Annotated in this window: 11 protein-coding genes, 1 tRNA gene and 2 pseudogenes; 7 read left to right on the forward strand and 7 right to left on the reverse strand. The window is 69.5% G+C overall.

All coding sequences use genetic code 11. From position 1 onward, the window contains the following. The first annotated feature begins 98 nt into the window (after positions 1-98). Positions 99-1,547: a tannase/feruloyl esterase family alpha/beta hydrolase gene (locus tag ACH4S9_RS32640; protein WP_398375138.1), complete on the forward strand. Its 1,449-nt coding sequence runs from the start codon at positions 99-101 to the stop codon at positions 1,545-1,547. Between the two features lie 25 nt (positions 1,548-1,572). On the opposite strand, the pseudogene ACH4S9_RS32645 reads toward ACH4S9_RS32640, so the two are convergent. Beyond that, positions 1,573-2,185, reverse strand: a pseudogene (locus ACH4S9_RS32645) (LuxR C-terminal-related transcriptional regulator). Between the two features lie 50 nt (positions 2,186-2,235). Further along, complete coding sequence (locus ACH4S9_RS32650; RefSeq protein ID WP_398375140.1) at positions 2,236-3,069, reverse strand: sensor histidine kinase; 834 nt, start codon at positions 3,067-3,069, stop codon at positions 2,236-2,238. Positions 3,070-3,516: 447 nt separating this feature from the next. On the opposite strand from ACH4S9_RS32650, the gene ACH4S9_RS32655 reads away from it, so the two are divergent. Further along, positions 3,517-5,394, forward strand: coding sequence for a protein-arginine deiminase family protein (locus tag ACH4S9_RS32655; RefSeq protein ID WP_398375141.1), 1,878 nt, complete (start codon positions 3,517-3,519; stop codon positions 5,392-5,394). 87 nt (positions 5,395-5,481) lie between these two features. Here the strand turns inward: ACH4S9_RS32655 and ACH4S9_RS32660 are convergent. Both ACH4S9_RS32660 and ACH4S9_RS32665 read right to left on the reverse strand, forming a co-directional pair. Then, positions 5,482-5,559, reverse strand: a tRNA-Trp gene (locus tag ACH4S9_RS32660). Between the two features lie 142 nt (positions 5,560-5,701). Next, positions 5,702-6,682 (reverse strand): LysR family transcriptional regulator, encoded by a 981-nt coding sequence (locus ACH4S9_RS32665; RefSeq protein ID WP_398375143.1) that lies wholly within the window; start codon positions 6,680-6,682, stop codon positions 5,702-5,704. Between the two features lie 83 nt (positions 6,683-6,765). On the opposite strand from ACH4S9_RS32665, the gene ACH4S9_RS32670 reads away from it, so the two are divergent. From ACH4S9_RS32670 to ACH4S9_RS32680, 3 genes are all read left to right on the forward strand, one after another. Further along, complete coding sequence (locus tag ACH4S9_RS32670; RefSeq protein ID WP_398375144.1) at positions 6,766-7,005, forward strand: TSUP family transporter; 240 nt, start codon at positions 6,766-6,768, stop codon at positions 7,003-7,005. A 190-nt stretch (positions 7,006-7,195) separates the two neighbouring features. After that, positions 7,196-7,327, forward strand: a complete 132-nt coding sequence (locus ACH4S9_RS32675; RefSeq protein ID WP_398375146.1) for a hypothetical protein — start codon at positions 7,196-7,198, stop codon at positions 7,325-7,327. Positions 7,328-7,382: 55 nt separating this feature from the next. Further along, the gene (locus ACH4S9_RS32680; protein WP_398375148.1) at positions 7,383-7,934 is read left to right on the forward strand and encodes a hypothetical protein; all 552 of its coding nucleotides are present in this window, start codon (positions 7,383-7,385) and stop codon (positions 7,932-7,934) included. A 225-nt stretch (positions 7,935-8,159) separates the two neighbouring features. On the opposite strand, the gene ACH4S9_RS32685 is transcribed toward ACH4S9_RS32680, so the two are convergent. After that, positions 8,160-8,417 (reverse strand): hypothetical protein, encoded by a 258-nt coding sequence (locus ACH4S9_RS32685; RefSeq protein ID WP_398375149.1) that lies wholly within the window; start codon positions 8,415-8,417, stop codon positions 8,160-8,162. Further along, positions 8,414-8,686 (reverse strand): GDSL-type esterase/lipase family protein, encoded by a 273-nt coding sequence (locus tag ACH4S9_RS32690; RefSeq protein WP_398375150.1) that lies wholly within the window; start codon positions 8,684-8,686, stop codon positions 8,414-8,416. Before ACH4S9_RS32690 ends, ACH4S9_RS32685 begins: the two co-directional genes overlap by 4 nt. Before the next feature lie 1,151 nt (positions 8,687-9,837). Here ACH4S9_RS32690 and ACH4S9_RS32695 point away from each other — a divergent pair. Next, a complete protein-coding gene (locus tag ACH4S9_RS32695) occupies positions 9,838-10,746 on the forward strand; it encodes an MBL fold metallo-hydrolase (RefSeq protein WP_398375152.1) in 909 nt (302 codons plus the stop codon). Between the two features lie 914 nt (positions 10,747-11,660). Here the strand turns inward: ACH4S9_RS32695 and ACH4S9_RS32700 are convergent. Further along, a pseudogene (locus tag ACH4S9_RS32700) lies at positions 11,661-11,922 on the reverse strand (winged helix-turn-helix transcriptional regulator); the annotation flags it as partial. 102 nt (positions 11,923-12,024) lie between these two features. On the opposite strand from ACH4S9_RS32700, the gene ACH4S9_RS32705 reads away from it, so the two are divergent. After that, positions 12,025-12,426, forward strand: a complete 402-nt coding sequence (locus ACH4S9_RS32705; protein WP_311724145.1) for a RidA family protein — start codon at positions 12,025-12,027, stop codon at positions 12,424-12,426. Positions 12,427-12,649 lie beyond the last annotated feature (223 nt).

Genomic DNA, 12,649 nt, shown 5'->3' on the forward strand with positions numbered 1-12,649 from the left:
CTGTGAGGAGATGGATGGTGGTCGGCAGACCTATGTACCGGGGCACGTCGGGCCTCATAGCCTCGCGCGCATCGTTGCACACTCTCGGAGGCACACCGATGCGTCTCTCTCCAAGCTCCACACCATGTATCCGGCGACGGAGTGTTCCGACAGCCCTCGCCCTGGCCGCTCTCCTGCTCGCCCCCACGGCGGCCACGGCCGCACCAGGAAACCCGGGCGCTCACTGCGCGCACCTGGCGAAGATACGCGTACCGGGTGCCGAGCGTCAGCAGTCGGCTTGCCTGGATGAGCTGACGACTGCGGGCACGGTTGCCTCGGGACACACCGACCCGGCCGACTGGGCCGGGCTGACACCGGAGCGTCTGGCCGTCCCCAGCGGCGTCCCCGGCGTTCAGATCGACGGCTACTTCCCCGACACCTCCACGACCAACACCAACCACGGCTGGAGGCACGACGCCCAGTTTGTCATCCGCCTGCCCGACGTCTGGAACGGCGGTCTGGTGGTCACCGGCACCCCCGGCAACCGTGAGCAGTACGCCAACGACCGGGCCATCGCCGACTGGGTGCTCTCCCGCGGCTACGCCTACGCCGCCACCGACAAGGGGAACACGGGCCCCGCCTTCTACCGGGACGGGAAGGCACCGGGCGACGCCATAGCCGAATGGAACGACCGCCTCACCCAGCTCACCCGGGTCGCCCGTGCCACGGTCACCCAGCGCTACCACCGCCCGCCCTCCCGCACCCTGGTGACGGGCATGTCCAACGGCGGGTACCTGGTGCGCTGGCAGCTGGAGAACCACCCCGAACTCTACGACGGGGGAGTCGACTGGGAGGGCACCTTGTGGCGCTCCGACGGACCCAACCTGCTGGGCTTCCTGCCCAAGGCGCTGCGCCACTACCCCGTGTACGCCGCCGGGGGCGAGGGCGCCCGGCAGGCGCGAGAAGCCCTGCACGCCGCAGGGTTCCCGGCCGGGTCGGAGTTCCTCTGGCCCTACTACTACCAGTTCTACTGGGATCTGACCCAGCGCATCTACCGCGAGGAAATCGACCCCGGCTTCGACGGGGCGGCCGAGGCGGGTACCCCGTACTGCCCGACGGGGACTCCGGCCTGCGACACCGACTACGACTACGCGGCGCGTCCGGACGAGGTCAGGCAGGCCGTGGAGAAAATCGCACTCACCGGGAGGATCGGCAGGCCGCTGATCACCGTGCAGGGCACGCTGGACGTTCTGCTGCCGATCAGCCAGGACTCCGATGTCTACGCCCGCATGGTGCGCGAGGCCGGCCGCGGCCACCTGTACCGCTACTACCGCATCGAGGGCGGCACCCACACCGACTCCTTGGTCGACATGTTCCCGGACCGGCTCCGTCCCCTCACCCCGTGCCACCGAACGGCGTTCACGGCGCTCGAGAGCTGGCTCACCGCAGGCCATCGACCGCCCTCTTCCCGGACCGTCGGCCTGCCCGCCGGGGCGGACGCCGCGACCCTCCTGAACACCTGCTCGCTGGACGGGCGGGACCACACTCGTTCCCCGTCCCCTTCCTGATCGGCCGTCCGCCGCCGGGACGGGTTCACGCCCGTCCGGGACCGGCCTGCGGTTGACAGGGGTCGGCCAGCCCCGAGGCCCATGCCCAGGCGGCGACGGCTACCCGGTTGCGGGCGTTCAGTTTGCGCTGCACGGCGGCGATGTGGGTTTTTGACCGTGCCTGGCGAGACATGCAACACGGCCCCGATCTCCGCGTTGGTGAGTCCCCGGGCGACCAGCCGTACCACCTCCGTCTCCCGTGCGGTGAGCAACGAGCGGTCAGGCACGGACGCTTTGACCGGCGACGCCAGGCCACGCAGCAGGCGGACCGTCAGCGACGGGCTGATCAGGGTGTCGCCCGCCATCGCCGCCCGTACGGCTTCCACCATCATCGTGGGGCCGGAGCGTTTCAGCAGGTAACCGGAGGCTCCGTCGCGCAGGGCGGGACCGAGGTAGGTGTCGTCGTCGAATGTGGTGACCACGACGACTCGATGGCCTTCCGGCACGAGCCGACGGACCACTTCGAGGCCGTCGAGGCCGGGCATGCGGATGTCGGCCAAAACGACGTCCGGACGCTGTCGACGCGCCACCTCGACCGCGGTCACTCCGTCCGCCACGTCCCCGACGACCATCATGTCGGGCTGAGCGTCGAGCACCATCCGGAACCCGTGGCGCACCAACTCCTGGTCGTCCGCGATCAGTACCCGGATCACTGCGCTGTCCGCCTTTCGATGCGGCTGTCGGGCCACTTGGCCGCCGTCTGCCAACCGCCCGTCCCCGTCGGTCCGGCGGTGAGTGTGGCCGCCTCAGCCGCGAGCCGCGCGCGCAGGGCGGCCAGCCCCCTGCCGCCACCCGGCAGTCCGGTCGGCGCGTCACCTCCGGACGCGCTGATGTCGCGGACGTCATTGACGATGCTCACCGACAGGGCTCTGCCTGTACGGCGCACCGCCACCCGGATCCGTGTCGCACCGGGGGCATGGCGCCGCACGTTGGTCAGGGCCTCCGTCACCATCCGGTAGGCCAGTGTCGGCACCTCGCGTATGCGCGGGTCGAGGTCCAGTTCCACCTGCGCGGCGCTTCCCTCACGAAACCGTGCCACCACTGCGGCCAGCTCCGCCAGGGCGGGCTGCTCGCACTCACCTCCATGCGTCTCTTCGTCGAGCATCCGCACGGTCCGGTCCAGGGTCTCCATCGCCCGCAGTCCCGCTTCCTCGATGCGCCGCAGCGTGGCCACCGCCTGGTGTGTATCCGTTGCCGCCACTACCTGGCCCATCTGCGCCTGGGTGAGCATTCCGCTGACCTCGTGGGCCACGAAGTCGTGCAGGTCCCGGGCCAGCGCGAGGCGTTGGGCCCGCCTGGCCTCCGCCACCGCACCGGCCCGCCTCCGGTCGAGCGCGCGCAGATACCGGCCGGCGAGCAGAGTGGCGAGGGCGGCGATCGTGGCCAGTCCGCAGATGACCGCTGTCTCGGCCGGTTGCGCGGGTGGCTCCAGGTTTGGCGTGATGCGCAGCGGCAGGACGGTGACCGTCGTCGCCGGTAGCACACACAACGCCCACCCGCGGCGGCCTTCGGCGGCGTGTGCGGCCGGTACCAGCAGGGTGAGCAGCCCGGCCGTCTCGACGAGCCACCATGGCCCGGTCTCGTTCCCGGCAGGCCCCCGGCAGGCCCCCGGTAGGCCACCGTGGCAGCCACCGACACGACGGCGGCCCACGCCCCCCAGCGCGGTCGTCGCAACAGCGCCGAGCCGGCGGCCGCCACGGCGGGCAGAGTGATCAGGGGTCCGGCCTCAGGGAGTGCGACGACCGCCGCGACGGCCACGGCGGCCGCCGCGACACCACAGGCCACTTCCGCGCCACGCATCCGGCCAGCTTATCGACGCCGCAGGTCGGGCCGCCTCTGCCGAATGGCAGAGATCTCACCGGAGACCGAGGCCGCAACATCTGCCAACGCGCCGATGCGCCACCCGATGTTCGCGTCGAATGCTGGGGCCATGCCGAACATCGCCTCGACTCGCAGTGCATCCCGGCCGCTCCGCGCCACCGCCATCGCCGTGGTCACCCTCGCCGGTACCGCCGTCCACCTGCCCAGCGTCAACGCCGCACCCCACGCCGTCACCCTGATCGCCGACACCAACCGTGACGGCCGGCTCTCCGACGCCGACCTCCCGGGCCGCGGCAGTTGGAGCGACGGCCGGGGCGCGCTGGTCATGCCCAACCTGGACGACAGCGCCGACCGTTGCCCAACCCTCGGGGACAACGGATCCCGGCTCGGCGACGACGCCCTGGCCGCGTGCAACGACGCGGCCGACGAGCAGGTCAACGGCGCCCGCGACGCCCTCGACCTGGCTCCGCTGCGGCTGGCCGCCCTGCCGAAACTGGGCCCTGGAGCGTACGGCAGGATCAGCGTGAATCACACGGCCGCCCCTTACACACGCCTGTTCCGACGGCACGAGGGCGGACTACCCACGCCGCTCGGAACGGACGCCCGGCTCACCGCCGACGAACTGCGCTCCGGTGTCGATCTGGCGCTGGAAGCCCGCGACCTGGTGCGCGACCCGAAGGTCTTCGACGGCCTGATCGACGTCACCCTCGAGGTCGTCGACGGTGACCGCGTCACCCGCGACACGGCGCGGCTCCGGGTCGCGCCACTGATCCTCACCCACGACCTGCTGCCCGTCGACCGCATGGTGATCAGCGACAACAGCACGACCCCCGAGAGTGCCGAGCGCCACGGCCACGACCCCGATGTCCCCGCCCGCCCGGTCGAGAAGGGCGAGAAGACCTTCCGCGGCCGGCTCCGCGCGGCCCTGGCCGAGGCCGGGCTGAACGACCGCCTGCTGGAGTATCCGACCGGCGGCGACCGCTGGATGCGCGACCAGTTCATCACCGGTTACTTCGAGGTCCCCGGCCCCGCCGGCACACCGCGCCGCATGCGGGTGCTGCTGCGCTCGAGCGATGTGATGCCCGAGGGCAGCACCCGCGCCTTCCCGCTGCGCGACGCCGGACGCTCCGCGTTCACCGTACTGCGCGGCCCGGGCACCGCCGCCGTGCAGCAGTACGACACCGGCCGGGTCGGCGACAGCGAACGCAGCAAATTGTGGGGCTCGTTCAGCTCCACCGGAAACTTCCTGGTCGCGCCGCCCGACAAACGCTTCCCCCCGGGACGGGTGCTGTACGGATCCGACGGGGGACAGGCCGCCCCGGATCCGACCTTCACCCAGCTGCTTCAGGCTCAGCGAGAACAGTCACCGCTGGCGGTCGACACCAGCTGGCTGGCCGTCGGGCACATCGACGAGTTCCTCTCGTTCGTCCCCGCCGACACCGAACGCGGCTGGGCCGCCGTCGTCGCCGACCCGGCCCTGGGCACGGACCTCCTGCGCAAGGCCGGGGCGAGCGGCCTGCTCCGCGAAAAGTCCGTGCTCGAGGGCAACCATCTGGCCACGGCCGGCATAGACCGGGCACTGGACCTGCTGGCCGGCCAACTCGGCCTGAGCAACCAGGACATCGTGCCTGCACCGGCGATCTTCACCCGTCTCGAGGTCCCTGGCTATCCCCGCCAGGACATCGTCGCCAACCGCCTGCCCGCCATCGCCAACGGGGTCGCCACGGGTACCCGCACCTACCTTGCTCCGGCCCCCCACTCCCACGCCGGCCCCGACGGCCGGGACGTCTTCGAACGCGCCACCGAGACAGCGCTGTCGGCCATCGGCACCCGGGTCGCCTGGGTGGAGGACTGGGACTACGCCCATGCCGTCGGCACCGTGGGAGGAGAGATTCACTGTGTGACCAACGCATTGCGCGATCTCTCGGCCGCACCGCCCTACTGGCGCCGAACTACCGGGACACCGCTGCTCTCCGAGACAGATTGAACACCTCGCCGGCCGGGGGCCACAAGGACAGCTGGCCGCCCACACGAGCACATCATGACCCGTTCTCGGCGCTCCAGGAGGTGCGACTGGCAGGGGCGGCAGGATGTGAACCTGCGGCGCGCGGGTTTGGAGTCCGCTGCTCTGGCCGGGCTGAGCTACGCCCCTCTGACACGGTCAGTGTGCCACCTGCCCATCGTGACCTGCCACGGGATTTTGAGAGTGGTCACGCGACACGGATGCGGCGTGATGGCCCTGCTCTCGCATAGCTTCGTCGAGCAGACATGTAACGCCAACGTGTGATGTTCGGTCAGCCGTCGTGGAAGGGTTGCTGACCGACGGCGTCCGCGTCCGCGTCTGCGTCTGCGCGTGCGTGTGCGTGTGCGTTGCGGAATGAAGGCTCGGACAGGGCGGCGTGGCGCAGGTGTTCGGCGAGTGCCGTGGTGGCCGTCGACGCGGTGCGATCCTTGACGCCCCAGGCCAGTAGATGGTGGCGGCGGGCCCAGGGGTCCCCCAGTTCGCAGACGTCGAGGGGCTGGTGGGGGTCGATGGCGCGGCGTGGTACGACGGCGAGCCCGACGCCGGCGGCTGCGAGGGAGACGAGGACGCTCAAGCTGGCGACCGTGGTGCGGTGGCGTACCACCGGCGCGTGCGGTCCGAGGTGTTCCTCGATCCAGCGGCGCAGCGAGGATTCGGCGTCGAGGCCGACGAGAGGGTGTTCGGCGACCTCGCTGTAGGTCAGCGCGGTCCGTCCGGCGAGGATTCCTCCGGCCTGGCCGATCACGACCAGGGAGTCGTCGCCGAGGGGCTCAATGTGCAGGCCGCAGTCGCGGGCCTCGTCGTCGAGGACGACCCCCAGGTCCGCTTCGCCGTCGGCGAGCATCCGCACGGTTTGGGGGGTGCGACTCTCGGACATTGTGACGTCGATGTCCGGGTGGGCGCGGAGGAACGAGATGAGGGCCTGCGGCACGAGCCGGTGCATCGCGGAGCCGCCACCGAGCAGGGTCAGGGGAGCGGACGGGGACCGGGTGTAGCTCGCGACGGCGCTTTCGAGCCGTACGGTCTGGGCGAGTACGTCGCGTGCGTGCCGGGCCAGGGCCGTCCCCGCCGGCGTGGGCCGCACGCCCCGGCGGCCACGGATCAGCAGTGCCACGCCGGCGTGGTGTTCCAGCGAGCGCACTCTGGCACTGGCCGAGGGCAGGCTCAGGTGCATGCGATGAGCGCCCCCCGTGATCGACCCCTCCGAGACGATGTGGAGAAAGAGCCGCAGGTCGTCCAGGTCATAGCGCACCGACTCAGGCTAAGGCACAGGCTTAGGCTGGGTACGCCGATCACGCATTGTGAACCCACGCGTCACGGAGCGATGCTCGGTGTGTGACCGAGTTTTCCCTCGTCCTGCTGGCCGGTGTCGCAGCCGGAGTCCTGAACGCCATAGGGGGTGGGGACACGTTCGTGGCGCTGCCCGCTCTCGTCGCCTTCGGCCTGCCACCGGTGACGGCGAACGCAGTGTCACGGGCCTTCCGCGTACCCGGCGCCGTGGCCGGCGCGTGGGTGTACCGACGCGACGTCGCCGCTTTCGGGCCTACGTCTACGAAGGCGCTGACAGCGTGTTGAACTCACGAGCCGTCCTGATCGGACAGTTCGTCCTCGCCGTGTACGGCGGATACTTCGGCGGAGCCGTAGGCATCCTGATGCTGGCCCTGTGGAGCATCGGCCTCGGCCTTGACGCCGCGGTCGGCAAACCGATGCGGATCGCCCAGCTCGCGGCCATCTATCTCAGCGCGAGGTGCTGTTCCTCACCGCCATGTTGGTCGGCGCCGTGGCCGGGGGCTTCGCCGACGCCCATCTCGCCCGTCGTCTTCCCGCCTGGCTGCCTCGGGGCGTCGTCCCGGCGACCGCCGTGATCACGACCGTCCTGTATTTCCTGCGCGGCTGACCACACGGGGAGCCGCAGTAATCACCGCCCCTCGTCCGAAACGGAGGCTGACGACATGACCGAAAGCGGCGCGGGAGCCACCGCGCCCTACACGGACGCGGCGCGAGCGAGGCTGGTGATGGCCTACGAAGCATGCGAACTGGCCGACCTCGCGCGTGCCGCCGTCCCCATCGGCGAGCATGAGCTGAACCCCGACGGCACCACCCGTGCGCCAGGCACTGTGCTGGCCGATGCCGCCCGAGTGCTCGCCGCCGCGCAGCGGTTCTTCGAAGCCGCCGCCGTGTTCGAGCGGATGGGCGGCACCGACTGGCAGCTCATCGGCGAGGTCCTGTACGTGACTCCCCACACCGCTCGGATGCGGTTCGCGATGCCCGAGACGGCCTTCCGGGAAGAACTGCTCTCCCCCGAGGAGACTCGCTCGGGCGAAGCCGCCGCCGAGGTGACCAGCCTGCGGGCCCACATGGCCAGGCAACCGCTGGAGACGGCCCTCGACCTCGACGACTGGGTGCTGCGCCACGAGGACGGCGACAGCGACCTCGGCACCGCACCAGTCTCCGGCGGCTTGGTCCGCAGGGACCCTCACCGTTGTACCGAGAACTTCTCCTGACTCACTGACAGGAGAGACGTGGACGAGCGACGGCCTCGGCCTGGTGGCGGTGGCGATGTCGTGCCTCTCCCGGGCGAGCATCACCCCGTCGGCGCCGACCTGCTTGCCGCGCGCCAGCGGCCTGATGGTCGGCCGGTGGTGTACACGTTCTTCACGTGCTGACCAGCGCGTCCCACATCCGCGTGTCCATGGATCACCGGTGTTGCGGGTGATCGCGAGGCCTGGTCACGCGACCAGGCGCAGCCAGGCCGCTGCGAGTGCGGCGTGACCGGCCGGCGTCGGATGTACGCCGTCGGCGGCCCAGTACTCCGGCCCGGTCGTCGCGGCGAGCTTGGCGAACATGCGGTCGGCGGCAAGCAGTTGCGCGCCGTACTTGCGGGCGAGTGTGAGGAACGGCTCGATGAGAATCAGCTTTGTGCCCGCCTCGGCGAGGGGCGCGAGCAGGCGGTCATAACTCGCTTCGAACTCCTCCACGGGGATCACGTACCCCTTCGGTCCAGGGTGTGCCAGCCCATGTCGTCGACCCCGACGAGGATTGATACCACGTCCGGGCGGGCATCGAGTACGTCTGTCTGCCAGCGGGCTTCGAGGTCCATCACCTTGTCGCCCGCGTTCGCGGTGTTCAGCCAGGTCACGGGCCGGTTCGGGTGCCGGAGTCCCCACTCGCCCGCGACGCGCAGCGGGTAGCCGAACCCGAGACCGTCTTCGCTCTCCAGCCGTTGGCAGTCGGTGATCGAATCACCGGTGAACAACGGCCCCACCTCCCTTCACCCCTGACGAGGCCGAGATCGGCCGGGCTCGGAAGCGGACCGATGAACGGCCGGAGGACGGCGTGGTCTCGCTCGACCAGAGTCTCGGGGTTTTTGACGGATTTCCCCACGTCGCGGCGGGTGACGGGCCACCTGTCCTTCGATCCGAAGGGTGGATGCGCTCGGAGGTTCCGAACCCTGTGGTGGACCCGGGCGGCACGTCCTCGGATGTGGAATAAACCGATCGCCCCGCGTCGATGCCAGCCATCGGCCGACAGCTGTTGCGTGACGCAGGCAGCTGGCAATGACCGTCGAACCGTCTGCCGCAGCGGAGATGGCTGATCCGTTGAGTGAGGGCAGCACGAGTCGGGGAGTGAACGGGGCTTTCAGGAGTGCTGCCGGAGACAGCGGCCCCGACGCCGTCCCGTCCTCCACTCGACGGCGTTCCGCGGCCCGCTCAGCCTCATATCCGCCCGCACAAGACCCGGCAGGGAAAGCCGCCGGAGGGGCCACGCTGCGCCTGGATGGCCGATCACATATTCAGGTGATGTCGTTGTCGGCCGCTCCGCGAAACCATGGCGGTGTCCGTCACCGGCAACCGCTCGGCCCGCTCGTCGGCGACGGACAAGGACAGGCCAACGAGTCACCCGCCCGCCGAGGGCGATGCGAGTTCCGTTGTGCAATCTGGCGACCGCTGCGAGCTCGGGCCGCGCGCGCCCTGGCGGTGACCAAATGACGACCCCTGAAGAAGCCGCCGCTGTGGGACTCCATCGGGCACTGGGCCCCTCAAAGGAGACGTGGTCTACATTGGAAACCATTAGAGAGTCGAGGCTTTCGACGCCTCCGGCAACTTCTGTACAGCCGCGCATCGCCTTCAACTCCGGATACGGTCACACCGCCGGCCTCTTCGACGCTGTACGGCGGGGCTCCGCAATGGGACCGTGCCCGCACCGTCCAGCCGGCCGACGGAGCATGGGTCACAAGATCGCCGCCCGCCTGACCGGCTCCGACTCGGCCGGAACGCCCATCGCCGCCACCGACGAGTTCGCCGTCCCGGGTCTCGAACTCCCGGGGTCGAGCGGGCCCCGAACATGCTCCGTTCACAGCCGCATCGCCACGCCGTCCGCTGGACGGACCGCACAAAGGAGATCACCGTGACCGAGTTCAAGCCCGTGCCTGACTTCGCCCTCGGGCCGGACATTCCGGAGTCCACCGGGTATGCCGTCACTGACCTGGGCGGCGATGTCTACCTCGTCACGCAAGGGATGATCAACACGATGTTCCTGGTGACCAAGAACGGCGTCGTCCTCGTGGACGCCTCGCCGTTCCTCGGGGACAAACTGCTGGGGGCCATGGAGTCGGTCACCCCCAAGCCCCTCACCCACCTCATCTACAGCCACGCGCACGCCGACCACATCGGGGCCGCTCACCTGCTGAACCGGGACGGCCTGAAGATCATCGCGCACGAGATCACCGGCGACCTCATCAAGGAGGCCAAGGACGACCGGCGCCCGCTGCCCACCGAGACCTTCAGCGGTCGGCACCAGGAGATGGACATCGACGGGGTCAGGTTCGTCCTCGACTACACGGGGGACTGGCACGTGGCCGGCAACCTGTTCATCCACCTCCCGGAGCAGAGACTCCTGGGAGCGATGGACAGCTTCGCGCCGAAGAGCGCACCGTTCTTCCGGCTGTACTTCTCCGCGCACGTGCCCGCGTACTACGACGCCATGGACGAGTTGCTCGAGTACGACTTCGACACCATCGTGACCGGCCACATGGCGCTGCCCGGCACCCCCGAGGATGTCGCGACGAACCGCGAGTTCATCCGCGACCTGCGCACCGCAGCCGCCGAGGCGCTGCGGACGGTCGACCTGAAGGAAGCCGCAGCCGCCGCCAAGGTGCCGCACAACAACCGACAGGCCGAACTGAAGGTCTGGATGGACGCGGTCGTCACGCACGCGGCGGAGCTGATGCCTTCCTGGGACGAGCGCCTGGCAGGAACCGACATCTTCCTGCGTGACAACCTCAACGCGGTCGCCTGGAGCGTCTTCATCGACTAGGCCGAAGGCCTACGTGGCGAGGGGCGAGCCGCGGTATGTCCATCCGCGCGCGAGGCGTGCGGCCTCGCGGCGCCACGAAGGAAGGACCTCTCATGGTGCCAGTGGCCAGAGCGGAACAGTTGGCGCAGAGCATCGGCCTGGTCGCCGACGCTGTCGGCGGTACGCCGGTGGACCAGTACGAGAATCCGACTCCGGATTCGGAATGGAGGGTGAAAGACCTCGTCAATCACATCGCGATGATGCTCGTGCTGACACGGGATGTGGGCACCCGCACGGATTGGGATTCCGCCCTGCTGGCTGCGAACCCGGTGCCCCTTTTTGCCGGGCGGCCGGAGACGGAGTGGGCCCGGCTCGTGAACAGCCAGGCGGAGCCGGCGGCCAGAGCCTGGTCCGAGCCGGCGGCGTGGCAGGGAGAGGCGGGCCTCGGTGGGCCGCCCCATGCCCGCCGAAGCACTTGGTGGAATCCTCATCACGGAATTCGCCATCCACGCCTGGGACGTGGCGGTAGCCACTGGCCAACGCCTCGATGTGCCCGAGCCCTTGGCCAAGACGTTTGTTCCTTACTGGGACAAATGCGTTATTCGTGCTGCGGATGTGCGCGCGGGTCTTTCTTGGCCCGGAGGGGTGTCATGTCGTGCGCTGGGCCGGCCGGGGCCACTGCTGACGCGGCTCGGCTGAGGGCCTGGCCTAGAGGCGGAGCCCGCCTCGGTGGTGTAGAGGCAGATGCTCAGGCCGGGGTCGGCGGGCAGGGCCAGACCGAAGGCCACCCCCGCATCCTCGGGACGCAGGCGAGCCCGCCGCGAGCACACCAAGTCACCAAGCACGCAGTTGTGGTCCATGCATCCGGGCGTTACCACCGCAGTGGCGTGCCGGGGCCGGTGAAGGTGGACCAGCCAGACCTAGGTTCAGCAGAGCGGCGGCACGGTGGGGTGCACCGTCCGCTCGACCAGGCGGTGCGCTCCAGCATGCGCAGGTTCTGGGTGAACATCTTGTGGCTGACGCCCCCTCGACCTCGTGCCGCAGCTCGCTGAAGCGCAGGGTGCACTCGCCGAGCGCCTCAATGATCAGGAATGCCCACTTGTCGGCGACGTCCGAGAAGATCTCCCGCGCCAGGGAGTCCGCGCGCCTCAGGTCAGCGTCCTCGGGCAGGCCCTTGAGCAGCTGCTTGGTCACCATCAGGTTCCTCAGTCACCGAAAAGTGCGTTCTTCCAGGTCGACTTTCACTCTCCTACAGTTTCTGAGTAACCGTGAGAGAGTAAGCCAGGAGGGCGAACCCCGTTGACCACCATCGATGTCTTCAACCACAACGTGCCGGCCGAGAGCGACTTCGGCTACTCGCAGGCGATCAAGTCCGGCGATCTGATCCACGTCTCCGGACAGCTCTCGCTCGACAAGGTGGGCGAGTTCCTCTACGCGGACGATTTCGCCGCCCAGCTGAAGCAGACCTACGTCAACCTGGACAAGGTCCTGAACCACTACCGCGTCACCCGGAACCAGGTCGTCTCCCAGACCCTGTACGTGGTGAACCTGCGGCAGAATGCCACGGCGACGGCCGAGGGCAACCTGGCGTACTTCGGCGACCACCGCCCGGCCAGCACGGTCCTGGGCGTCACCGAGCTGACCTTCCCCGGCCAGGTCATCGAGATCAGCTTCGTCGTCGACACGAAGCTGCCCGCCTGAGCTTGTCCGCCGCGCACGGCCCGGCTTGGTCGGCCTCCGGGAGAAGCGGAACGGTCAGAGCGACCGTTCCGCGAACGCTTCCACAACCCGCTTTTCGGGTAGACGTGGGGCGCTGAGGCAGCGAACCAGCAACCGGACCTGCCGTTCTGCTGCACGGAACCGGACCAGTGCAGGCCTGCCAAGGCCGACTGACGACCGCGGGTTCCTACTCGGCAGCCCGCCG

Source organism: Streptomyces sp. NPDC021225, from assembly GCF_044332865.1.
Taxonomy (GTDB): Bacteria; Actinomycetota; Actinomycetes; order Streptomycetales; family Streptomycetaceae; genus Streptomyces.